This is a genomic window from Sutcliffiella deserti (assembly GCF_020037475.1).
Lineage (GTDB): Bacteria > Bacillota > Bacilli > Bacillales > Bacillaceae_I > Sutcliffiella_A > Sutcliffiella_A deserti.
This window is the reverse complement of record NZ_JAIQDB010000007.1, coordinates 1-23,717: the sequence shown is the minus strand read 5'-3', so window position 1 is coordinate 23,717 and position 23,717 is coordinate 1. Positions and strand designations below refer to the sequence as shown.

18 protein-coding genes and 1 pseudogene are annotated in these 23,717 nt (G+C 39.1%); 15 read left to right on the top strand and 4 right to left on the bottom strand.

The genetic code is table 11. The annotated features are described in order from the left end of the window. The first annotated feature begins 320 nt into the window (after nt 1-320). On the top strand, nt 321-3,362 hold the full coding sequence (locus K9B36_RS12560; protein ID WP_223702500.1) for an efflux RND transporter permease subunit: 3,042 nt from the start codon (nt 321-323) through the stop codon (nt 3,360-3,362). Between the two features lie 237 nt (nt 3,363-3,599). Here the strand turns inward: K9B36_RS12560 and K9B36_RS12555 are convergent, their stop codons facing one another. Next, on the bottom strand, nt 3,600-4,271 hold the full coding sequence (locus tag K9B36_RS12555; RefSeq protein WP_223702499.1) for a hypothetical protein: 672 nt from the start codon (nt 4,269-4,271) through the stop codon (nt 3,600-3,602). Nucleotides 4,272-4,440: 169 nt separating this feature from the next. On the opposite strand from K9B36_RS12555, the gene K9B36_RS12550 reads away from it, so the two are divergent. The 4 genes from K9B36_RS12550 to K9B36_RS12535 all read left to right on the top strand — a co-directional run bounded on the left by K9B36_RS12550 (nt 4,441) and on the right by K9B36_RS12535 (nt 11,111). Then, entirely contained in the window at nt 4,441-5,469 is a 1,029-nt protein-coding gene (locus K9B36_RS12550; RefSeq protein WP_223702498.1) for a LacI family DNA-binding transcriptional regulator, read from the top strand. 438 nt (nt 5,470-5,907) lie between these two features. Then, the gene (locus K9B36_RS12545; protein WP_223702497.1) at nt 5,908-7,149 is read left to right on the top strand and encodes a sugar ABC transporter substrate-binding protein; all 1,242 of its coding nucleotides are present in this window, start codon (nt 5,908-5,910) and stop codon (nt 7,147-7,149) included. Nucleotides 7,150-7,356: 207 nt separating this feature from the next. Beyond that, nucleotides 7,357-9,741, top strand: coding sequence for a glycoside hydrolase family 31 protein (locus K9B36_RS12540; protein WP_223702496.1), 2,385 nt, complete (start codon nt 7,357-7,359; stop codon nt 9,739-9,741). 170 nt (nt 9,742-9,911) lie between these two features. Next, nucleotides 9,912-11,111, top strand: coding sequence for an aminotransferase-like domain-containing protein (locus K9B36_RS12535; protein WP_223702494.1), 1,200 nt, complete (start codon nt 9,912-9,914; stop codon nt 11,109-11,111). Between the two features lie 176 nt (nt 11,112-11,287). On the opposite strand, the gene K9B36_RS12530 is transcribed toward K9B36_RS12535, so the two are convergent. Both K9B36_RS12530 and K9B36_RS12525 read right to left on the bottom strand, forming a co-directional pair. Next, nucleotides 11,288-12,367, bottom strand: a complete 1,080-nt coding sequence (locus K9B36_RS12530) for a M42 family metallopeptidase (protein ID WP_223702493.1) — start codon at nt 12,365-12,367, stop codon at nt 11,288-11,290. 102 nt (nt 12,368-12,469) lie between these two features. Further along, nucleotides 12,470-13,384: a DMT family transporter gene (locus K9B36_RS12525; RefSeq protein WP_223702492.1), complete on the bottom strand. Its 915-nt coding sequence runs from the start codon at nt 13,382-13,384 to the stop codon at nt 12,470-12,472. 291 nt (nt 13,385-13,675) lie between these two features. Between K9B36_RS12525 and K9B36_RS12520 the strand changes: the two genes are divergently transcribed. Beyond that, nucleotides 13,676-14,158 (top strand): Lrp/AsnC family transcriptional regulator, encoded by a 483-nt coding sequence (locus K9B36_RS12520; protein ID WP_223702491.1) that lies wholly within the window; start codon nt 13,676-13,678, stop codon nt 14,156-14,158. Nucleotides 14,159-14,224: 66 nt separating this feature from the next. Here the strand turns inward: K9B36_RS12520 and K9B36_RS12515 are convergent, their stop codons facing one another. Next, nucleotides 14,225-15,436 (bottom strand): DUF4085 family protein, encoded by a 1,212-nt coding sequence (locus K9B36_RS12515; RefSeq protein WP_223702490.1) that lies wholly within the window; start codon nt 15,434-15,436, stop codon nt 14,225-14,227. A 265-nt stretch (nt 15,437-15,701) separates the two neighbouring features. Here K9B36_RS12515 and K9B36_RS12510 point away from each other — a divergent pair, with 265 nt between their 5' ends. The 9 genes and pseudogenes from K9B36_RS12510 (at nt 15,702) to K9B36_RS12470 (ending at nt 22,671) form a co-directional block, all read left to right on the top strand. Further along, on the top strand, nt 15,702-15,986 hold the full coding sequence (locus K9B36_RS12510) for a toxin-antitoxin system YwqK family antitoxin (protein WP_223702489.1): 285 nt from the start codon (nt 15,702-15,704) through the stop codon (nt 15,984-15,986). A gap of 121 nt (nt 15,987-16,107) precedes the next feature. Continuing rightward, entirely contained in the window at nt 16,108-16,746 is a 639-nt protein-coding gene (locus tag K9B36_RS12505) for a uridine kinase family protein (RefSeq protein WP_223702488.1), read from the top strand. Between the two features lie 27 nt (nt 16,747-16,773). Then, complete coding sequence (locus K9B36_RS12500) at nt 16,774-17,040, top strand: hypothetical protein (RefSeq protein ID WP_223702487.1); 267 nt, start codon at nt 16,774-16,776, stop codon at nt 17,038-17,040. A gap of 121 nt (nt 17,041-17,161) precedes the next feature. Beyond that, a complete protein-coding gene (locus K9B36_RS12495) occupies nt 17,162-17,419 on the top strand; it encodes a DUF4190 domain-containing protein (RefSeq protein WP_223702486.1) in 258 nt (85 codons plus the stop codon). Nucleotides 17,420-17,585: 166 nt separating this feature from the next. Continuing rightward, nucleotides 17,586-18,333: pseudogene (locus K9B36_RS12490) on the top strand (aminoglycoside phosphotransferase family protein). A gap of 111 nt (nt 18,334-18,444) precedes the next feature. Then, on the top strand, nt 18,445-19,140 hold the full coding sequence (locus tag K9B36_RS12485; protein ID WP_223702485.1) for an alpha/beta fold hydrolase: 696 nt from the start codon (nt 18,445-18,447) through the stop codon (nt 19,138-19,140). 157 nt (nt 19,141-19,297) lie between these two features. Continuing rightward, nucleotides 19,298-20,770 carry a nicotinate phosphoribosyltransferase gene (locus K9B36_RS12480; protein WP_223702484.1) on the top strand — a complete coding sequence of 491 codons (1,473 nt, stop codon included), beginning with the start codon at nt 19,298-19,300 and terminating at the stop codon, nt 20,768-20,770. Between the two features lie 84 nt (nt 20,771-20,854). Next, on the top strand, nt 20,855-21,685 hold the full coding sequence (gene nadE, locus K9B36_RS12475) for an ammonia-dependent NAD(+) synthetase (protein WP_223702483.1): 831 nt from the start codon (nt 20,855-20,857) through the stop codon (nt 21,683-21,685). 86 nt (nt 21,686-21,771) lie between these two features. Beyond that, on the top strand, nt 21,772-22,671 hold the full coding sequence (locus K9B36_RS12470) for a nuclease-related domain-containing protein (RefSeq protein WP_223702482.1): 900 nt from the start codon (nt 21,772-21,774) through the stop codon (nt 22,669-22,671). The last annotated feature ends 1,046 nt before the right edge of the window (nt 22,672-23,717 follow it).

The window sequence follows — 23,717 nt, the reverse complement described above, 5'->3', positions numbered from 1 at the left end:
CATTTGCGCACGGAACATGATTTTGATGCACCACAACTCGATATTGCGCACGATACATGAATCTTACGCATGGGTCCCGCCATTAGCGCACGTATCATGAATCTATTTGCGCACAAATGAAAAAGCCTCATCGTTAATCCTTCCATATCTTGTTAATAATATTTCTTGTATCTCATCAGTCTGAACCCTGGGACTTATAGTTCCCTCCGCCTCGGGATGTATTTTACATAAAAGACTATTTTTTCCTCTGATTAAGGCATATAATCATTGTTGGGTTTGGGAAAATTATCTAGCTTGTTCAATCGAGGGGAGAAATGGGAATGTCGTTATTGGAATTCATTTTGAGAAGAAAAATTGCGGTAGGGCTTTTAGTTGTGTTTGTGTTTATAATCGGCTTTTACTCACTAAATAAACTGGATCAGGAACTAATGCCACCGATATCATTTGATATGACGGTAGTTCAGGTCGATGCAGGAGAGATGTCGGTATTAGATGTGGAGAATAATGTCACAGAGCAGATTGAACAGACGTTAAATGGAATTGATGGCGTGGAATCCCACTCATCTGCAACATATATAGGAAGATCTTCTATTACCGTTTTCATAGAAGAAGGACGGGGAGAAGAGGTTCATAAAAACATAGAAGCTGCTGTATTGCCTCTACAGGCACAATTGCCTGGAGTACAGAACATTGGTACTTTCCAAATGTCTACTAACCAACCATTTGAGTTTTTCATGGAAATTTCGAATGGAAAGATGGAAGATATAACAAGCTTTGCACAGAATATTGTGAAACCAAGATTAGAAGCTCTGCCTGAAGTCAGAGAAGTTCAGTTTGATGGATTAGAAGAAAATGAGATTATGGTGCAATTAAAAAGCGATCAGTTGGAAAAGTTTGCTGTAGATTCTCAAGCGATAATGCAAACTATTCAACAATCAAACCTCCTAACATCACTTGGGGAGCTATCAGAGGAAGCCAATGAACCAACATTACGCTGGAACACTTCTCTCGAAACAGTGGAAGATGTGAGAAATATTTTAATTCCGACAAATGATGGAGTTAAAGCATTGAGTGAACTGGCTGACATACGCCTGCAAGTCAGAGATATTTCTTCAGGTGTGTGGAAGGATGGCAGTCAAGAGGTTGTATTAGTTCAAATTGGCAGAGTTGCCGACGTCACTCAAATTGAAATGGCTGCTGCTGTCAGGGCAGAAGTGCAGAATATTAGAGAAGAAGCGCTAGTTAAAGATTTTCAATTTGAAGAAATTGTGGCACAGGCTGATTATGTAAGTGAATCAGTTGATGGTGTAACAAGCAATATTTTAATTGGTGGGTTACTTGCAATTATCGTGTTGTTTTTGTTTCTACGAAATATTAGAGCAACTATTATTATTGGAATATCGATTCCCTTATCCATTCTTTTAACATTTGCCTGCATGTGGTTTTTGGGATATAGCATTAATATGCTAAGCCTAATAGCATTAGGGCTTGGAATCGGAATGATGGTCGATGCCTCGATTGTGATTCTAGAGTCTATTTATCGGAAAAAGGAACAGGGAAGGTCGAATACCGATGCCGTATTACAAGGTGTAAAGGAAGTGGCGTCAGCCGTTATTGCTTCCATGCTCACCACAATCGTCGTATTTTTACCTATCGGCTTGCTAGGGGGAGAAGCAGGCAAATTTATGATTATTTTGTCTGTTGTGGTTATTGTTACATTAGTAAGTTCTGTTCTAGTTTCCTTTACATTGATTCCATCTTTATCTGAAAATTTCTTAAAGCTTACGGAACGCCAAAAAGTAAAGCGTGAAAGTCGAATTATTCGTTCCTATGGTAATTTTATTCAATGGTTAACGAATAAAAAGCGAAGAAGGTATGGCGTTATTTTCTTATTTTTCATCATGTTCAGCGGTTCTTTAGCATTAGTCACAAAGGTACCAATGACCATTATGCCTGATGTGTATAACCGCTATGCTGAGATAATGGTAACTCTCGAAAGTGGAGTCACACCAGAAGAGAAAAACGAAATTGCAGAAGAAGTGAATCGTAAGCTAGAGCAAATTCCTGATGTAAGAGATGCGTTTGTCCTGGATCAAATTGAGTTTATGTTTATCTTGATCAATATGACTTCAGAAGAAGAGGCGACGCTCGAACAAAAAGAAGTAAATGAACGAATTATGAGTGCTTTAAGGGACCTAGAGGAAACACATCCAGTTGAGGGAGTAACATCAGCAATGGGAATGGGTGCGAGTTACCCTGTTCAGTTAGAGATAAGTGGTGATAGCTTAGAAGAGCTAGGGAACCTTTCTGAAAATCTAATCTCTGAATTGAATAGAGTGGACGGGATTGTTGGCACAACGACATCCATGGAAAAAATGCTCGAAGAACAGCTCATCGTCCTGAATGAAGAAGAGATGCAAAAAGATGGAATCACCCCGTTACAACTATATGGTCAACTGAATACTTTAACAGCCTCTACCCCAGTTGGGTCACTAAAAGATGAGGATGGAACACTTTTATTTCTTTCTTCAGACATTACAATGTCAAGTAAAAATGATTTTCTTAATGTCAGTATCCAGACACCTCAGGGAGAAGAAATGATATCGAAATATATCGAGCTGGAGACAGTAGAAGCACCAACACAGATTGATCGAAAAGAAGGGCAGCGTGTCCTTAAAGTCCTGGCCAATATTGAAGACAGAGACCTTGGCTCTGTTAATAGAGATGTTCAGAGTTTGTTAGATTCATTTACTACTCCGGATGGTTACACTGTTTCTGTTAGTGGAAGCTTAGAGGAGCAACAGGAAGCAATCACAGATATGATATTGATTTTGACCATCGCCATTTTCTTGGTGTATGTTGTTATGGCCGTGCAATTTAACCATCTTTTGCATCCCATTATTGTCATGACCATTATCCCGCTAACATTTACCGGAGTAATTCTTGGCTTGCTTTTAACACAAAGGGAGCTAAGCATTATGTCAGGTATGGGTGTCATTATGCTGATCGGGATTGTATTAAATAATGCCATTTTGCTCATCGACCGTGCGAAACAGCTAAAGCTGGAAAACCATACCGCAAAGCAGGCAATTGTGGAAGCGGGAATGAACCGCATGCGTCCAATTTTCATGACAACCTTAACGACAATCGGTGGGATGCTTCCACTTGCCATTTCTACTGGTGCGGCAAGTAACTATCAAGCGCCATTAGCAACAGTCGTCATTTCAGGTTTATTATTCTCCACCTTAATCACCCTAGTGCTCATTCCTGCTGTCTATATGTTATTCCATGATATAGGGAATGGAGTTAGAAAGGTGTTTAAAAAGAAGGAAAAGGAAAACAAAGCAGAGAAAGTAGCATAGTTCTTCCAAGTATAGACGTAGTTCCAAGAGAGTGCTGCAATCTTCATATTGGTGCTTGGAAGGCTATGAAATTGAACATAAAGAAGGGAACTCCGTTTAAGCTGGGTTCCCTTTACTCATTTTTCAAAGCATACAAGACTTAACTGTTCGCATATGCGATAAGAGCTTTAGTAAATAAATGAAATTTTTTAGAAGATAGAATGAAGTTGTTATAAAGCGTAGCAATTTTGAGTGGTGTTATCGATCAATGACTGACTCACTCAATTTTTTAAGCTCAGCCTCATGCTCAATAGATCGTGAGGATAGTAATTCGATGGTAGACTGTTGTATCTCTAGCTTTGAAGATAATTGATTATGACGATAATCAATGTGATTCTCTAAATTTTCGAAGTAAGGAGCCAATCCGTTAATTATGTTTGTTGTTTGGCGATCAAACTTTTGTTCAAGTCCGTCAAACTTGGAGACCATCCCGTCAAACCTCTGTTCAAGACCGTCAAACTTAGATTCCATGCCGTCAAACCTTTGTTCAAGTCCGTCAAACTTGGATTCCATGCCGTCGAACCTCTGTTCAAGTCCGTCAAACTTGGTTTCCATGCCATCGAACCTCTGATTAAGTTTGTAGTTATTGTGTTCGAGAGTTTCAAACTTGCTATCATGGCTAGTCAATTTTTCAGCCTGCCTTGCAAGCATGTCCCCATGACTAGTCAGTTTTTTGTCCTGATTCGCAAGCATTTTTCCATGCGTCGCAAGCATGTCCCCATGACTAGTCAGTTTTTTGTCCTGATCCGTAAGCATTTTTCCATGCTTCGCAAGCATGTCACCATGACTCATTAATATCTCTTCTTGGCGGTTAAGTTTTTTGTTAATGAGCTGAAGTTCGTTTGCAATTTGTGTTAGCACTTTTTCCATTTTCACACCTCCTTTTTCATATACGTAAAATCATGATTATTATAGCAGATATGAATCGAGTGCACCATAATGTAGAACGACCCTGCGATATAAATATTACGTATTGACAATTTTAAATGAATATATTAATCTTATGGCATAAGTTAACCGGTTAACCTGGGAGGCAAAGATGAAAAAAACTACCATCAAAGATGTAGCTAAATATGCGGAGGTATCGCCTGCAACCGTATCATATGTATTAAACGGTGTAAAAAAAGTATCGGATGATACAAAGCAGCGAGTACTGGAAGCGGTTGAACATTTAAATTACTATCCTGATTTTACAGCAATTAGCTTATCCAAAAAGAAATCCAATCTGATTGGAATAATGCTCCCTTTAGTGGAAGATTCACCGGCATCGGTGTTTAAGGACAACTTATATTATAATGAGTTTGTAAGCGGAGTGGAGTTAGTAGCTCGAAATCGTAAGTTTGAGACGATGATCGCAGGTGTGGGAAATCCTGAAGAATGTAGAAAATGGGTAAAGAAAAGAAATTTAGATGGATTAATATTCTTGGGGATGTTTTCGCAAACATTATACAATGAATTGAAAACGCTTAATATTCCGACAGTCCTAATTGATACTTATGAAGAATATACAAATCTATTTGATAATGTAAAAGTAAATGATGAATATGGTGGATATTTAGCAGCAAAACATTTAATTGACTTAGGACACAAAGATATTGGCTTTGTCGCTACAAGCCTTAAATCAAGCCCTGTTGACACAAAGCGGTATGAGGGATTTAGAAAAGCATTACAAGAAGCAGACCTAAGCTTGGATAAGAAGTTAATTTTTGAAACAAAAGATATTACGTTTGAAAATGGATTAAAACTAGGGGAGAAGATTGTAAACTATAATCATAAATTAACAGGAATAGTTACTGTGTCAGATGTGTTGGCAATTGGAATCATTAAAGCCTTACAAAAACATGGTAAACAGGTTCCTGGTGACTATTCGATCGTCGGTTTTGATGATTTAAGTATAAGTAAATATACGACTCCTAGTTTAACAACAGTCCGACAAGACATTATTGAAAAAGGAAAATCAGCTGGAACTCTGCTCTTGAATTCTATTGAAAAAGCAGAAACGGAGCATCAAACTATAGAACTGCCTGTAGAACTTATCGTTAGAGAATCAACTCAGAAACTAAAATAAATAAGATAGTAAAATTAAAAAGTGCTATGCAAAAAAATATATAGGACTTTGAATTTTGGCTCTGTTAAAGTTGCTTGTTGATAATAACGCTATTCTAGCGATGATTGGAGCAAAAGGCGGAGACTCCAACGGGAGATAGCGGTAGGCTGGAGACCCCGCAGGCACAGCCGAGGAGGCTCCAGCAACGCCCCGTGGACGCGTAGCCTTTTGCGGAAATCGATAGCGGCGTTTAACATAGCTTAAATTTTAAAAAGGTTAAGCGGTTAACCTAAATAATTATTTATTTTTAAACATTTAATTGTAAGCGCTTATATAGCTAAATAATTTATTTTTTAGTTTTTAGTTAACCGGTTAACCTCTATGAAGGGGGGCGATAACACTTATTCAAACGGAAATTAGCAATCTTATTAGTTACTATTTAAAAAGGGAGAGATAATAATGAAAAATAAATTAGCTATTTTATCTTCAATTTTAGTATTAATGTTTTTAGTTGCTTGTGGTCCAGACAGAGCACAGGATAGTAATTCAGATACAAGTGAAGCAGGTTCTCCAGAGGAATTATTGGTTTGGACACCTACAGATCAGGCTCCAGCGGTTGAAGAAATTGTAAAAGGATTTACTGAGGAAACAGGTATTGCAGTAAAAGTTCTTCCATTTGCGATGGATGAACAAGAAGAAGCATTGTCACTTGATGGTCCTGCTGGAAAAGGTCCTGACTTGTTCTTCCAACCAGGAATCGGAAGCTTGGCAGTGAAAGGGTTAGTTCGACCAATGGAAGTGGATCAAGCAATTCTTGATACGTATTCAGAAGGTTCAGTAGAAGCGTTAAGTTTTGAGGGAGAAGTTTATGGACTTCCTGCTGTCGTAGAATCACTTGCGCTTTACTATAATAAAGATCTTGTTCCAGAAGCACCAGAAACAATGGCAGATCTAGAAGAAATCGCGGAATCATTAACCGATATGTCAAACAATAAGTTTGGGTTCCTATATCCTGCAACAGATTTCTATTTCTCCTTTCCGTTTATGGCTGGGTATGGAGCAGAGATTTTTGGTCAAGAAAACGATGTCTATAATACGAGCGATGTTGGCCTAGCAAGTGAAGGAGCTCAACAAGGTGGAGAATTAATTCAAAGTTGGTTTGAAAACGAATACCTCCCACAAGGAATAACAATGGATGTTGTAGGCGGTTTATTTACTCAAGGGGATGTAGGTGCAATCATTAATGGTCCTTGGGCACTTAAGGAATTACAAGAAGAACTAGGAGATAAATTAGGAACGGCACCACTACCAAAGCTTGAGAATGGCGACCATCCTATAACGTTTTTAGGAACAAAAGGCTGGATGCTTTCTGAATTCACGGAATATCCAAAAGAGGCAACAGAATTAGCAATTTATTTAACAAATGAAGAATCTTTGAACTATTACTTTGCTGAAACGGGAGAAATGCCAGCGAAATCTTCCATCCTAAGCAGTGAAGAATTTCAAAATGATCCTTTATTAACTGGTTTTGCAATACAACTTGAACATGCGAATCCTTTCCCTCCAGTACCTGCACTTTCTGCAGTATGGGATCCAATGGCTAACGCATTGACATTTATTTCAGAAGGCGATGATGTCAAAGAAACATTAGAAGATGCAAAAGAATCAATTAGTCAAGATATAGAAATGAACTACGAATAAAACAAAGTGCCTAGAAGTTATCTTGCCTCTAACAGGATAACTTCTAGGCAACAATTTTTTAAAGAAAGCAAATAGCAATCCTCAGTAGATATTCGCACATAGCGCAGCGACCGTTGATTCATCTCGCCTGAGTTTCCGCTTTTGCTCAAGCCATATGGAGGGCTACTCTTAAGGGAGAGTAAAAATGAACAGCATGGAGGGAACAGTATGAATGACACTAGTTTTATGATCTTACCTGATAAAGAAAAAGAGCAGAAAACATTAAATTATAGAAACCTTGGTTCGCTTCTTTCCTATACATCAGATGAAAAAGAAAATTTATTAGAAATTAAGTGTGAAAACGGATATGTTTCAGTAATTTTTTACAGAGAAGATATTGTCCGCATTATCATGAATCCCAAAAAGGTACCTTCAAAAAAAACGAGTTTGGCAGTGGTAAAAGAGCCGGAAAATGTTTTAGTAGAGATTGAAGAAAGCCCTGAGTTGCTAAAGGCATCCTCTCGAAAGCTGACACTTGTTATTAATAAATCAACTGTTAATGTTTCAATCTATGATCCAAAAGGTCGTCTAATTGTGAGTGATTCGGATAATGGAATGGGGACTAACGAGAAACAAGAAGTTATCTGCTACAAGAGAATGGATAAAGATGATCATTATTATGGCTTCGGAGAAAAAACTAGTTTTTTAGACAAACGCGGTGAAAGGATGACGATGTGGAATACGGATGTGTATGCGCCACATAATCCTGAAATCGATTCCCTATATCAATCGATCCCTTATTTTATGACAATCCGTCAAGGCTATGCCTATGGAATCTTTTTAGATAACCCGTCTAAAACAGTTTTTGATATGAAGTCCTCAATGGATACCTATTCTTTTTCAGCAGAAACTGGTCCATTGGACTATTATGTATTCGCAGGACCGACCCCAAAGAATGTACTAGAACAGTACACAACGATTACAGGAAAAATGCCAATCCCTCCCAAATGGGCATTAGGTTATCATCAGTCGCGTTATAGCTATAAATCAGAGGCAGAAGTAAGGGAGCTTGTGAAAACTTTTAAGGAAAAAAATATTCCGTTAGATGCGGTTTATTTAGATATCCACTATATGGACGGTTATCGCGTTTTCACGTTCGATGAAAATAAATTCCCAAATCCGAAAAAATTAATCCAGGATTTAAAGGATGAAGGGGTACATGTTGTCCCTATTGTCGATCCGGGTGTGAAGGAAGACCCTGAATATTTTGCTTATCAGGAAGGTGTGAATGGAAATCACTTTTGTGAATATCTAGAAGGAAACATTTATTACGGGAATGTTTGGCCAGGTAATAGTGCTTTTCCGGATTTTACAAATAATGAAGTGAGAAAATGGTGGGGTGATAAGCACGAATACTATACAAAAATGGGCATTGAAGGCGTTTGGAATGATATGAATGAGCCAGCTGTTTTCAACGAAACGAAAACGATGGACCTTAAAGTTATGCATAAGAATGATGGAGATCCGAAAACACATCGCGAATTACACAATCTCTATGGATTTTTGATGGGAGAAGCAACCTACGAAGGAATGAAAGCACAATTAGATGGAAAACGACCATTCTTGTTAACTCGTGCAGGTTATGCTGGTGTTCAACGCTATGCTTCTGTTTGGACTGGTGACAACCGCAGTTTCTGGGAGCACCTTCAAATGGCAATACCAATGTGTTTGAACCTTGGTGTTTCTGGAGTACCATTCTGCGGGCCTGATGTCGGAGGTTTTGCTCATGATTCAAACGGTCAATTGCTAACACGCTGGACGCAATTTGGGACATTCACTCCTTATTTTAGAAATCATAGTGTTTTAGAATCAATTAGACAAGAGCCTTGGTCCTTTGGTGAAGAGTATGAACAGGTGATAAAGAAGTATATCCAAGAACGCTACGTATGGTTACCTTATCTGTATACGTTATTTAGAGAAGCTAGTGTTACAGGTTTACCTGTCATGCGTCCACTCGTACTTGAATATCCGTTAGACAAGCATACATTTAATTTATCAGATCAGTTTATGATTGGGACGGACGTAATCGTTGCTCCAATTTTAAAACCAGATACCTACCATAGGGTCGTTTACTTACCTGAGGGGACATGGGTGAATTACTGGACAGAAGAGAAACTAACAGGTGGAAAACATCATCTAATAGAAGCAGCTCTTGATATTTTACCGATCTTCGTTAAAGAAGGCGCAATTATCACACAAGGGACTGTGAAAAGCTCAACGGAAACGAAAGAAAGTGAGCTCTCCATTCACATCTACCCTAAGGAGAATGGGGAATCATCCTTCACATATTATGAAGATGATGGAAGCACGTTTGCGTATGAAGATGGTGCCTATTTTGAAGTTAAGATTCAAGTGAAAATGGAAAACAATCGGTTAAATCTATCATTTCACAACTTAAGTGATCAGTATCAACCAGATTGGGACAAGGCTGTCGTGACCTTACATAAAGTAAGGGAGGATCTAAAGATTGCCGTTAATGGAAAAGAACAGTTGAATGTTGAGTTTACAGGAGAGAATAAGATAACACTACCAATAAAGATTCAAGATTTATAGAAACACCGGGACGATTCCGGCTGCTTTTCCAAAAACGGAAAGCAGCCGATTTTTTTATCTTGGTGTTGTTTTTGTGATTGAAAAGATAGAATAGAAGATAATCTTATAGATATGAAAAACAGCTGGGTCAAGGTACCAGTCCCCTTGTCCCATAGAAAGGAGAATGTGAAATGATTGGGGAATCTTTTTTCTCAAAGAATAGTAAAGCTGCATTGAAGAAGAGTCCGCCTGGTGAGTGGATGCCGACCATTCCTGATGTTTGTATTAGATTAAATTCCGGTTATCCTGCACCTGAGCTTGTTCCGCATAAGGAGCTTAAGGAAGCAGTAGTTCGTCTGTTGGAGGAGGAGCAGGATCTTCCCTTACATTATATTGGAAGTCCGAGGCTGAAAAAGCTCCGGGATCAGATAAGAGGTAGAATGGCCGAGCGAAGCATGGTTGTTTCGGATGAAGAGCTGTTGATTACTTCTGGCGCCTGTCAGGGAATTGACCTGATTGCCCGCATCTTCCTTGATGAGGAGGCGGTGGTTGCAATCGAAGCTCCCACCTATATGGAAGCACTAGAAATATTCCAGAACTATACGAATCATTTTATTTCTATTCCAGTAGATGAGCATGGGATTAAAATAGATTTACTTGAAAAAGTCCTAGTCGACCGGAAAAGAGACGGTCAAGCAATGCCACGCTTCTTATATACAATCCCGACCTTTCATAACCCAACAGGTACAACGCTTTCAAAGGAACGGAGGGAACATTTATTGGCGCTAGCCTCTACTTATGACTTTCTCATTGTTGAGGATGACGCATACGGGGAGCTTGCTTTTCACGAAAGCCCTGAGACATTGAAAGCGATGGATAAAGAAGGACGGGTTCTGTATGTTGGATCGCTCTCAAAAATCGTTGCTCCTGGCATGAGAATTGGCTGGGTTGCCGGAGCAAAAGAATTTATATCAGCTTTTGGGTGGATGAAAAAAGACCTCGATCATCCATTTGCACATGCTAGCATGGCAGCTTTTTTAGAAAATACCAACTTTAAGCTGCGTCTCCATACCTTGAGTGACACGTACAAGGCAAAGTCTTCTGTGATGCTTTCTGCACTTGAGGAATACATGCCAGAATCGGCTACATGGTTTGTTCCGGAGGGCGGCTACTTTGTGTGGATAAGAATACCAGGTGTGGATACATCAAAAATGCTTGCTGAGGCTGCAGCGAAAGGGGTTGCCTACATTCCAGGAAAACATTTCTTCCTCGATCATTCAGAGGGAAGGGAGTACCTGCGCCTTTCGTTCAGTTACGTAGAGGAGAAGGAGGTAATTGAAGGAGTGAAGAGGTTAAGCCGGGTTTTGGGGACAGGTCCCTCGTCCCAGTAGGACGAGAGACCTGCACCCCGGTGGCTCTTAAATAAAGGCTGTTTTCGCATTGATTGTTGCTTTTTACGTAAGTTAGTACAACCTGTTACAATCGTTGCTGTCGTGCTCTTTTCCTGTTAAATGAAGAAAATTACTCTTAAATTTGTGAAGGTAGCAACAATATTTACGAAAAGAGCCTAAATGAATTTCATCTCTCCCCAGTTCTCTACATCACTAATCAATTTGTGAAGCAATGTAAAGCCTTGCTCGAAGTCACGGAGATGAGCAACTTCAACTGGAGAATGGGAGTAGCGTCGCGCAAATGTTACCGCACCTGCGAGCACACCTTCTCGTTCGAGATGAACCGCTGCCAAATCTGTGGTAGCTCCTGTCATAACAGCTAATTGGTAAGGAATATCCAATTCATTAGCATACTTCGATAATAGTTTTTTAAACTGAGGGGCCATAATATTTCCACGTACACCTCCACCAGCAAGAGCCGGGAATACAGGTCCTCTCCCAATACCTATAGGATAGCCGCTAGTTAAGCTGTCTGGTGTATCTGCACAAGGAATGGTATCGAGCACAATGGCGAAATCAGGGTTAACTTTATATGTCGCAACCTTCGCACCACGTAATCCTACTTCTTCTTGAACAGCAACCACACCAACGAGAGTACCGGAGAAATTCTTCTCACTATGTAAAGATTTAAATAGCTGAAGTAAAAGTACACAGCATGAACGGTTATCTATAGCTTTTCCGCAGATTAAGTCAGGATTAGAAAATTGATCAATTTCACTAATGTATGTAATTGGATCACCAATTTCGATGCCCATTTCGTGAACCTCGTTTTTTGAACTCGCCCCTACATCGACATAGAGCTCATAAATGGAAGGAATTTTCTTTCGTTCCTCAGGTGTTTGCAAGTGACCGGCTTTTACACCAACTACCCCAAAGTGTCCATTTACGTTTACTTTTCTGCCAATTAGGAGTGATTCAATCACGCCACCTGTTCGTTCTACTCGAATAAAACCTCTTTCATCAATATCGCGAACAACAAGCCCAATTTCATCGGAATGGGCGGAAACCATCACAGTCGGTCCCGGATTCCTTCCATGCAAATAAGCATAGATATTCCCCATGTGATCGACTTCTACCTCATCGGCATACTCTTTAAACCAGTCCGATAAGACCTGAACAACCTTCATCTCTTGCCCTGGAGTTCCTTGAATCTCAGCTAACTCTTTTAATTGATCTAGAAACTCTTGCTTTTCCACAAGTTCATCCCCCTTAAAAATAATAATCATTATAACATATTACTGAAAATTATCATTTGAATGAATTGCGTGAAAGAGGTAAGATCACCCTGCTTCTGGCCATCACTTTGCCGCCAACCTCGGCTTCACCGCTATCGTAATCGAGATTTTTCTTGTTTTAAAATAAGTGAATAAGTAACTTCCGATTATTACGATACAGCTTCCAAGCCCTTGCATCCATGTTAGTTGCTCCCCGAGTAGGATAAAGGCTAAGATCACCGTAAAGATTGGATTGAAATTTAGAAATAAACCCGATGTGGTAGCGCCTATATTTTTCACGCCAATATTCCAAAGCACCATACATACAACCGTGGAAATGATGCCTGTATAAAGGATTGCGCCGATAAAAGGCCCGTCTATATTGGCTATATGCAGCTTTGTTATGTTAAAAGGTAGAAGAACCATTAGTCCGAAAATACCGGAATATAAAACAGCCATCATTGGTGACGTGCTAGAAGATGCCCACTTGCTGCAAACGGAATAAATTCCCCAGATACATACCGCAGCTAACATCCATAAGTCTCCTGGATTAAATTGAAAAGAAAGTAAATGTTCAACCTTTCCGTTTGACATCACCAGAAGGACACCAACTAGTGAAATAGCAATAGAAAGTGCTTGCAAAGTATTAATTTTTTCCTTAAGAAAAATAAACGAACATACGGCGATAGACACGGTGATTAAGGTAGAAATGAGTCCAATGTTTATCGCTGTTGTTTGTTCTAACGCGATAAATTGAAACACATTAAATAGCGCTGCACCAGTTATCCCCATGAGTATTAAAGGTATTAATGCCTGTTTAGAAGGTGTTAGCTTTTTTTCCTTCCACCATACAATTGGAAAAAGGCAGAGGATTGCAATTGCCCAACGAATGATGGTTAACGTCATCGGTGAAGCGTGATCAACTAACACCTTTCCAATAATAAAATTTCCCGCCCATAGGAAGCTAGTTAAAAGTAGTAATAGATAATATTTTGCCATCGTTTATTTTCCTCTCCGTAACAAATAACCTGATAGAATAATTTTAACATTTTTCATCTTTGTGCAATATTTTTAATTATGTTTCGCTTTGATTTTGATATAATTGAAGATAAAAATAGTATTAAACAGAATTAAGTTCAGTTCCCATAATGGTATGATGGTATTTGCAATATAATTGAAAGTTATCATGGAGTAGGAGTAGCATTGATGAAAGATTGCCCTTGATTTTTCGGGTTTCAGCTGAACAAGGAAAGTGGCATAGCGTTAAAATATTGAAAGAGGTGAGAGCGAGTGGATTCTATCGTTAATAAAGTTCTGGATGAAATAGACTTACAAATTCTCGATATTTTACAAAAGGAAGGTCAGGTAAGTAATACGGAAATCGCAAGTCGAGTCAAGCTATCTCCTCCTGCCACACATGCAAGAGTAAAAAGATTAGATAACGAAGGATATATTAGTCAACGAGTGTCGATTTTAAATCAGGAAAAGCTTGGATTTGATTTGTTATCGTTTATTTTTATAAGTACAAATCTCCATCAAGCCGAGCAGCTCGAAGTGTTAGAAAGTGCGCTAGAATCGATGGAAGAAGTGTTAGAATTTCACCTGCTGACCGGAGAGCACGATTACTTATTAAAAGTAATGAACAAGGATCGAAAAGAACTAGAAAGATTTATAAGGAAATTGAATAAGCTTGGGATTACAAGAATTCAAACAAGCTTGTCATTGAGGGAAATTAAATATTCGACTGTTTTGCCGATATGGGGTCAAGAATAAAGGATGTGGTGTGGGTGTTGAAAGCCATCTTAGGAAGAAAAGAGACGGTATTACCGTCCCTTTCCTTTAATCAGCCTCAAGGAAAAAGCGGTATTTTTCGATCACAGCTTGTTCCAATATTCCTTCTTGGTAAAAATGCTGTGCATACAAGCATAACATCATCTCATTTTCATCTGTCATTTTAATTTTCAATAACACACGGTTGATAATGTCAGACAGTTCCTCAGGATTGTGATACATCGTGTTCCAGGCACGCACCTGCAATTCTAAATCAGCACTAAAGGCTGCAAGTTCAATATCTTCTTTAGGGACTGGTACATTCAAATGTTCGTACGGGTCCTCCAACACGTCTGTATAGATAAACCTGATTGGATTATATTCACTTAATCTATATGAGTACTTTTCACCTGCTACCGTAACAACCATTTCATCTTTACCAAATTCAATTGTTCCGTTTTCTAACACGATGTTTTCTTCTAATGATTGAATGGCACATTGGACTTGTGGTGTGATAAACCAGTAACGGTGTTCCGAGTTTAAAGTCTTCATATAATCAGTAAGGGAAGTATCTTCAAGCTTCTCTTCATCTTTCAATCTGGTATATTCCTTAGGGTGATAAAAATACCTCGCTACTAGCTCTTTCATAGTAATTGTCCACTGGCTTTCGGGACATTCAAATAATACACGAAATGCAAATCCATCAATGGTTTTCTTTAGCTCATCATAAATAAACCACTGTCCCACCTGGATTGGTTCATCACTTTCTTCCGATAAGATTCCTTTAAATATAAAATGAATAAGTGATTTTGAAGAAAAACCGCTCTCTGTATTGATATAAAGATGAAGCATATCCTCCTCCCGGTCCATCCGCTCAATAGTGGAATCGTGCAAGCTCTCAGCAAAAACCTCTTGAACAGCAGTCGGCAGAAAAGGAATCGTCTGTTTAGTCTGTTCATATGCAGCATCAAGTATTTGCTCAAACTCCTTCTCTTCGCTACGTACCCATTGCAAATAATCCTCACGCACATCTTTAGGCAATGACGGCTGATTTAATGTCCCATTTTCCAAATATGGAAGGAAACGGCTTGGAATAAGATTTATTAATCCATCCTTTACATCTTCAAGCTCTTCTTTTAAACGAGAAAAAAGATCCTCTCCTTCTTCTTGCGCTTCTCTTGCCGTTATTTCCCACTCTTCATCAGATTCGTGAATCAGGAGCAGGGTATTTTTTGCGAATCGCTCTTTTGCTTCTTTTGATAGATTCCACAAAATAATCACCTCAAGTCAGTTGGTGAAAATAGTATACTATATAATTTGACTGAGGATTCTTTGAAACTTTAAAATCTGATACACATTGTGGGCGTCTTTTGACCAATTTTGACAAGGAAGCAATCTTTGAAATGAAGAGAAAAACAGTAATGGATGAGTTATAATAAAGTTGGAAATTAAAGTATTTTCAGGGTTTTCAAGAAAATAAAATGTTGGAGAAAAATCTCCCCATGAAAATTTAATACAACCACCCATAAAAGGAGGACTATAAAAGATGGAAAATGAAAAATGTGACCAGATTCATCCTAACGGTGTGAAAGAAAAGAAGTTGGAAGTAATAGATGGGTACACAATCAAATACCATGCAAATGGGAAAACCATTTGGTCAAAAGGCAGGATTGTAAATGACCAACCTGAGGGTTACTGGGAATGGTACCGAGCGGATGGAACCATTAAACGTTCAGGGCATTTTGATGATGGAGAGCCAATTGGCGAATGGATTACGTACGATAAATTCGGCGAGAAATATAAAACAACACAACGTAGAAAAAAAGAATAGCAGGTAGGGCATAGCGACGTTTCAACAATTTTAATAAGGTTATGTTTATCTAATTAGAATCATACGAGACGTCGCTTAGCATCTAATGAATCTCTATTAATGCACAAACTGGAGGAAACGAATGGACAGTATATTAAAAAAGATAGCAAATAGGATCAATAATCAAGAAGATAGACTAGTAATTGGGATTTCCGGTCATGGTGCTTCAGGGAAAACAACGTTTGCAAATCATCTTGTTAAGCTACTGGGACACAATGGTGTGAATTATATGAACACGGATCCATATATTATTGGCTCCAATCTTAGGCAGTACGCTGAAATCGATTTTAAATATAACAATGAATCTCATCGATTTAAAATGACTGCTTGCCATCCTGCTGCCCATAATATAGAAGCATTAGAAAGAGACATACATATGATTCGAAAAGGCTTGGATTTTTATACAATAGGGACGAGTTATTCAAAGAGCATACTGATTTCATCCCAGAAAAAGGTGAATATCGTAGAAGGCATGAGTATTGCATTTATAGACCCCGAATTAATCGACTTGAAAATCTACTTATATACAGATGGAGAAACGGAGCTGATTAGAAGAGGTGTTCGAGATGTCTCAGAAAGAGGGACGGATAGGAACTATTTAAACCAATCTCATCATGAGCGCAGAATTCAATATGAACTTTTCATGCATCCGTATCATCGGAATTTCGATATTGTTATAGAGAATTCTAATCAAGATTTTCGCGTGGAAAAAGGGTTTTAATTGTAATTATAGAAAGGGGAAGAGTGTTTGGAGAAAAACGAACAAGGACTTCTTTATATTAATATGTTCATTGGCACACTAGGTCTTATTCTTATTATTGTAGGAGCTATTAAGTATTACGAAGTTGTTGGAAATTCTACTTATTTTATTCTGTTTTCTGGCTTTATATTGACAATGATTTATATGAATTTTCTTGAAAAAAAAGCAGGAATAAGCAATAGAATAATATGGACCAGATCCTTATTAGCAATTTTAACTTTAATAATAATTTCCTATTTTTATTTCGATATGTGATTTTCATTTTACCCTGAAGTTTAAAGTTCAAGAATTATTTACTGACTATTTAAAAATGAAACTTATTTAGGATTAGAAAAGTATATATACTATTAGAAGTTTTGTGGGGGGGGGTTAAAACATGGAGAAAACCAATACTAAAGCAGTAATCTCGTTAACATTCGGGATCCTTTCCATCCTGATTCCCATCGGTGGGTTAATCTTTGGCATCGTTGGTGTTGTTATGTCGAGAATGGCTGTGAAAGCAATTGCAGCATCAAATGAAAAAGGAAGCGGGATGGCAACTGCTGGATTAATTACCGGCCTGGTTGGTATCGTCTTTCAATTCCTTGGCGTGCTTGGAATAATTGCCTTCTATAATGTAAGTACCATAGGTTAGGTTATTTTTGTTTTTTCTGAAGTAATTCCCTGATTGATAAACTATTATGAAAGCCCAATCAAAATGTACTTTAAGGGAAAACGAACAAACTTTATAATCAAACCATTAGTTCTCGAGAACACAGCCTTCAATTAATCTCTCGTATCCTATTTAAGGAGCTAAACAAATGAATTTAGGAACACCAATAGCAATAGGAAATACAGCAAGAATTTATCTTCATGAAAACACGATTGTAAAATTATTTAATGACGATTTGCCGGATTCGGAATCTTCTAAGGAAGCTGATAAGCAAAAGTTTGCCTACTCCTGTGGACTTTCTGTACCGAAAGTTTTAGATGTCACTCGGATAGACGGGAAGCAAGCAATTTTAATGGAGCATATAGAAGGGAGAACACTTGGGGAACTCCTATTTAAAGACATGGAACAAGCAGAGCATTATATCAATATTTCTGTTGAGGTCCAGCAAAAAATACATAGTTTTGCCGCTGACTCTCTTGAACCCATCTGAAAAACTAAGAGGGCAAATCGAATCAGCGCCTCTTTTGAATCTAAAACAAAAGACTGCTTTACTACAAAAATTAGATTCCATGACATTTGAGAAAAGGCTCTGTCACGGAGATTACCATTTATACAACCTGATTATGGAAGATGACAATGTGAGCATTGTTGATTGGGTGGATTCCAGTGCAGGGGATATTTGCGCTGACATATATCGGACGTATTTGCTATATTCACAGTTCTACGAGGAATTAGCGGAACTGTATTTAACTCTTTATTGTAAAAAAAGCGGGTTGTCAAAAGAGGAGGTTTTTCAATGGGCTCCAATCATAGCAGGGGCTAGATTATCTGAAAATGTCTCAACAGAAAAACCTGAACGTCTTCTGGAGATAGTAAATCGATACTGTCCTTGTTAATATCCAGGTAATGACTTAATTAGTGGTTTGTGTTTTAAGGTTAAATAGGATTCTCTAAAAATTTGAATGAGACCTGTACAGGATTCTGGATGGAAAAGGGGGGGGGATAATATGATACTACATACTGAAACTTTTGGGGCAGGGGAACCAATCGTATTTTTACATACTGGCCTACAAACTGGCATGACGGATTTTGAGGAGCAACGGGAATATTTCAAGACAAACTATAAGGTAATTGTTCCTGATTTGAGAGGACACGGCAAATCCAAGTCAAATGATATAGTTAATTTTTATCATGATTCTGCGAATGACCTGCTCGATACACTCCATCACCTTGAGGTAGACTCTGCCCACATTATTGGCTGCTCACTTGGGGCTCTGGTTGGAGTTTTCTTTGCAAAGCGTTATCCCGAAAAGGTTAAAACATTGACTCTTTCAGGTATCATACCGGAAAAACCTTCAGATTGGACTGAGATTCAAAGAAATGAATTTGAACGGTTGTCTCAACTTGTGGAAAATAAGGAATTGGCAGGCTATTTTAATCATCTTCACGGCGAAGGATGGCAAAAGTTTATTGATATGGTTCAAAAAGCGGACTCCTATCCTTTTGGAGAAACAGCAGACTTAACAGCTTTGGAGATGCCAATATTATTCATGGTAGGGGAAGGGAACAGGAATGAGACGAAAGGAGCTATTCTTTATCCTCCAACAAATAAGAATATCCATGTATCTATTATTCCATTTGCAGCGCATTTAGTTCATTCAGAACAACCTCAAATATTTTCTAATTGGACAGACGTCAGCTGAAATCTTAAAATGCTGGCGTTTTTTGCTTTCTTCCGAATAGTAGTAGGGGTTAATTTTTAACTGACTCTATTCAAAACCATCCTATCGGTAAAAACCACTTTTACGGTTAAAATAGTATATAAAATAGAGCCAATTGCAACTCGAAGGAGTGAAAAGGATGTATAAATACAGTGACGACAGTTTGGCATTACATACAGATCTGTATCAAATTAATATGGCAAAAACCTATTGGGAAGATGGCATCCATAATAAAAAAGCGGTTTTTGAATTGTTTTTTAGAAAGCTGCCGTTTGGAAACGGGTATGCGGTATTTGCCGGGCTTGAACGGATAATCCGTTATATTGAAGACTTCCGTTTCAGTGACACGGATATTCAGTATCTTCGAGAAGAAGTCGGATATGAAGAGGACTTTTTACAATATTTAAAGGAACTGCGCTTCACTGGAAGCATCCGCTCCATGAAAGAGGGAGAACTGGCTTTTGCGAATGAACCGCTGTTAAGGGTTGAAGCTCCTCTCGCACAGGCCCAACTTCTGGAAACAGCTTTACTAAACATTGTTAACTTCCAAACTCTCATTGCGACGAAAGCGGCGAGAATCAAGCAAATGGTGGAAGATGATGTTGTAATGGAATTTGGTACTAGAAGAGCTCAGGAAATGGACGCAGCAATCTGGGGAACCCGTGCCGCCTATATCGGAGGCTTTAATGCAACAAGCAATGTTAGAGCAGGAAAGCTGTTCGGCATACCGATCGCTGGAACGCATGCCCATTCAATGGTCCAGGCGTACAAGGATGATTATACTGCTTTTAAAAAATATGCAACCTCGCACAAAGACTGTTTATTCCTTGTCGACACCTACGATACATTGAAAGCGGGCGTTCCAGCAGCGATTCAAGTGGCAAAAGAGATGGGGGATAAGATAAAATTTAAAGGCATTCGCTTGGATAGCGGTGATTTAGCCTATTTATCTAAAAAAGCGAGACAAATGCTAGACGATGCAGGTTTCCATGATACCAAGATTATCGCCTCAAATGACCTTGATGAATATACGATTATGAACTTGAAAGCGCAGGGAGCCTTGATTGACACTTGGGGAATCGGGACAAAGCTGATTACCGCATATGACCAGCCTGCACTTGGAGCAGTCTATAAAATTGTCTCCATAGAAGATGATGCCGGTAAAATGACTGATACGATAAAAATTTCCAGCAATGCAGAAAAAGTATCTACCCCCGGTTTAAAAAATGTCTACAGAATTATTAACAAAAGCAATGGCAAATCAGAGGGAGATTATATTGCGCTGGCAGAGGAAAATCCCCAAGAAGAAGACAAAATTAAAATGTTCCACCCTGTTCATACTTTTATCAGCAAGTTTGTAACGAATTTTGAAGCAAAGGACCTACATCATACTATATACGAGGATGGTAACCTGGTTTACAATCTGCCGTCACTGCAAGAAATCAGAGACTATTTCCAAAATAGCATAGAGCTTTTATGGGATGAGTATAAGCGTTTGATGAACCCAGAAGATTATCCTGTGGATTTAAGTGAAAAGTGCTGGAATAACAAGATGGAAAATATCCACGAGGTCAAACAGAGGGTACAAGCGAAGCAAGAGAATGATAGGTAATGCTTCTCGATGTTTGTCTCCGCTCTGATGATGGTATTATAATAAGAGAATATTCGTGAAAAATAAGGAGAGTGAAACGGGAAGATGGGGACATTGCAACAGCAAATTGTTGAAGAAATGAAAGTGAAGCCGGAGATTAATCCGAAAGAGGAAATTCGAACAAGCGTCGATTTGATGAAAAACTATTTGAAAAAGTATTCTTTTTTAAGATCTCTTGTACTCGGAATTTCCGGAGGCCAGGATTCCACACTAGTCGGAAAGCTAGCGCAAACAGCGGTAAATGAATTGAACGAAGAGAACGGTACAGACGAATACCAGTTTATTGCTGTTCGCCTTCCTTACGGTAAACAGGCAGATGAAAGTGATGCGCTTGATGCAATCGAGTTTATTAAGCCAAGCAAATCGTATACGGTTAATATCAAAGCAGCTGTAGATGCCAGTGCAGCGGCTATGAGAGAAGCGGGCGTGGAACTCTCAGATTTTACAAAAGGAAACGAAAAAGCCAGAGAGCGCATGAAGGTGCAATACAGTATGGCAGCGATGAACAATGGCGTTGTCTTAGGAACGGACCACTCTGCAGAGGCGATAACAGGTTTCTTTACAAAGCACGGAGACGGAGCGGCAGATCTAGTGCCAATTTTCCGCCTGAACAAGCGCCAGGGAAGAGCACTTCTGCAAGAGCTTGGAGCTCCAGAACATCTATATACGAAAATACCCACAGCCGATCTAGAAGATGATCGCCCATTGCTTGCAGACGAAGACGCACTCGGCGTGACCTACAACGAGATCGATGACTATCTTGAAGGAAGAGAAGTATCAGAAATAGCAGCCAAAACGATTGAAGGTCATTTTCTGAAATCGAGACATAAGAGAGAACAGCCTATCTCTGTTTTTGATGACTGGTGGAAAGAATAAATATTTTGATTTGTTAGCCGGCAAGGATAGACCTTGTCGGTTTTTTGATGTAAAATTTTACATATAATAGAAAGGAGTGAGAATGAATGATATTAAAAAAGCGTGAGATCCCTCTGGAACTCCAGTTATTAAGATCGCTCAGACCCAGAATGCAATTTAGTGAAAAAGAGGAAAGTTACTATCAGCACAAAGAAAAAGGGTTTGAAGGGGAACTCCACTTTGATAAATGGGCAGAGCCGTTGAAGGATATAATCTTCTTAAATGATCTGAATATCCTCTATAATAAAACCAACTGTCAAATTGACTCCATTGGAATTTCTTCCTCCACCATTCATATCTTCGAAATCAAAAACTTTGAAGGCGACTACACCATTAAAGAAGGTAAATGGTACTCCCCAAAAGGATTTGTGGTAAATAACCCCTTAATACAGCTTGAAAAGGCAGAAACCATAGTGAACCAACTTGTCAAAAACTTTGGCTATTCTCTAACCGTTCAGCCACACCTTATCTTCATCAATCCCGACTTCCATTTGTATGATGCTCCCTCAAATCTTCCGATCGTTTACCCAACCCAATTAGTTCGCGTCAAAGAAAAACTACAACGGCACTGCACAAAAATTACCCGAACCGAAACCCAGTTTGCTGAAAAATTATACTCAATAAATATGGACAAATCCCCCCATGCGAATCTTCCTGAATATAAATATGAATCTCTTCGAAAAGGAATTGTTTGCCCTAATTGCAGAGTGTTTTATAAGTCAATGGCGAAGTGCTTTTATTGTGAATCGTGTGAAGAGAAGGAGAGTTGTTATGAGGCTGTATTGCGAAGTGTGGAAGAGTTCAAAACACTATTTCCGGATTGTAAAGTGACTACTACTCAGATTCAAGAATGGTGCGGTATTGTGCAGGATAAGAGGACGATAAGGAGAGTTCTTGTGGAAAATTACAAGGGGCAAGGTTTGAAAATGGGGAATTTTTATCTTTGAGTGGCAGAGTTGGATATGTGATAAGTAGAATTGATCGTGGATTATGTATGAGAATGGGCGAAGTAATTACATGAAAAGTGGGGTTGAAGCTGGATGATGTACATTCCAGAGTGGAGAAAGTACATGAAAAGTAAGGTTGGCGCCGGATGATGTACATTCCCGGGCAAAGAAAGTACATGAAAAGAGGAGAAGGCAGCGGATGATGTACATTCCAGAGCGAAGAACGTACATGAAAAGAGGAGAAGGCAGCGGATGATGTACATTCCAGAGCGAAGAACGTACATGAAAAGAGGAGAAGGCAGCGGATGATGTACATTCCCGGGCAAAGAAAGTACATGAAAAGAGGAGAAGGCAGCGGATGATGTACATTCCAGAGCGAAGAAAGTACATGAAAAGAGGAGAAGGGAGCGGATGATGTACATTCCCGAGCAAAGTAAGTACATGAAAAGGGGAGACGTGGCCAGATGATGTACATTCCCGAGCAAAGTAAGTACATGAAAAGGGGAGACGTGGCCAGATGATGTACATTCCCGAGCAAAGTAAGTACATGAAAAGGGGAGACGTGGCCGGATGATGTACATTCCAGAGCGAAGAAAGTACATGAAAAGAGGAGACGTCAGCGGATGATGTACATTCCCGTGCAGAGTAAGTACATGAAAAGGAGAGACAGCTGCGGATGACGTACTTTCCCGGTCAAAGTAAGTACATGAAAAGGGGAGACGTGGCCGGATGATGTACATTCCCGAGCTAAGAAGGTACATGAAAAGAGGAGACCTCAGCGGATGATGTACATTCCCGAGCAAAGTAAGTACAGGAAAAGGAGAGACGTCAGCGGATGATGTACAATCCCGGTCAAAGTAAGTACATGAAAAGGGGAGACGTGGCCGGATGATGTACATTCCAGGGCGAAGAAAGTACATGAAAAGAGGAGACGTCAGGGGATGATGTACATTCCCGAGCAAAGTAAGTACATGAAAAGGAGAGACGTCAGCGGATGATGTACAATCCCGGTCAAAGTAAGTACATGAAAAGGGGAGACGTGGCCG

Excerpts from the sequence above, each read along its gene's own strand:
- K9B36_RS12560 (WP_223702500.1), top strand. The coding sequence starts at position 321 with ATGTCGTTATTGGAATTCATTTTGAGAAGAAAAATTGCGGTAGGGCTT.
- K9B36_RS12555 (WP_223702499.1), bottom strand. The coding sequence starts at position 4,271 with ATGGAAAAAGTGCTAACACAAATTGCAAACGAACTTCAGCTCATTAAC.
- K9B36_RS12550 (WP_223702498.1), top strand. The coding sequence starts at position 4,441 with ATGAAAAAAACTACCATCAAAGATGTAGCTAAATATGCGGAGGTATCG.
- K9B36_RS12545 (WP_223702497.1), top strand. The coding sequence starts at position 5,908 with ATGAAAAATAAATTAGCTATTTTATCTTCAATTTTAGTATTAATGTTT.
- K9B36_RS12540 (WP_223702496.1), top strand. The coding sequence starts at position 7,357 with ATGAATGACACTAGTTTTATGATCTTACCTGATAAAGAAAAAGAGCAG.
- K9B36_RS12535 (WP_223702494.1), top strand. The coding sequence starts at position 9,912 with ATGATTGGGGAATCTTTTTTCTCAAAGAATAGTAAAGCTGCATTGAAG.
- K9B36_RS12525 (WP_223702492.1), bottom strand. The coding sequence starts at position 13,384 with ATGGCAAAATATTATCTATTACTACTTTTAACTAGCTTCCTATGGGCG.
- K9B36_RS12510 (WP_223702489.1), top strand. The coding sequence starts at position 15,702 with ATGGAAAATGAAAAATGTGACCAGATTCATCCTAACGGTGTGAAAGAA.
- K9B36_RS12505 (WP_223702488.1), top strand. The coding sequence starts at position 16,108 with ATGGACAGTATATTAAAAAAGATAGCAAATAGGATCAATAATCAAGAA.
- K9B36_RS12495 (WP_223702486.1), top strand. The coding sequence starts at position 17,162 with ATGGAGAAAACCAATACTAAAGCAGTAATCTCGTTAACATTCGGGATC.
- K9B36_RS12485 (WP_223702485.1), top strand. The coding sequence starts at position 18,445 with ATGATACTACATACTGAAACTTTTGGGGCAGGGGAACCAATCGTATTT.
- K9B36_RS12480 (WP_223702484.1), top strand. The coding sequence starts at position 19,298 with ATGTATAAATACAGTGACGACAGTTTGGCATTACATACAGATCTGTAT.
- nadE (WP_223702483.1), top strand. The coding sequence starts at position 20,855 with ATGGGGACATTGCAACAGCAAATTGTTGAAGAAATGAAAGTGAAGCCG.
- K9B36_RS12470 (WP_223702482.1), top strand. The coding sequence starts at position 21,772 with ATGATATTAAAAAAGCGTGAGATCCCTCTGGAACTCCAGTTATTAAGA.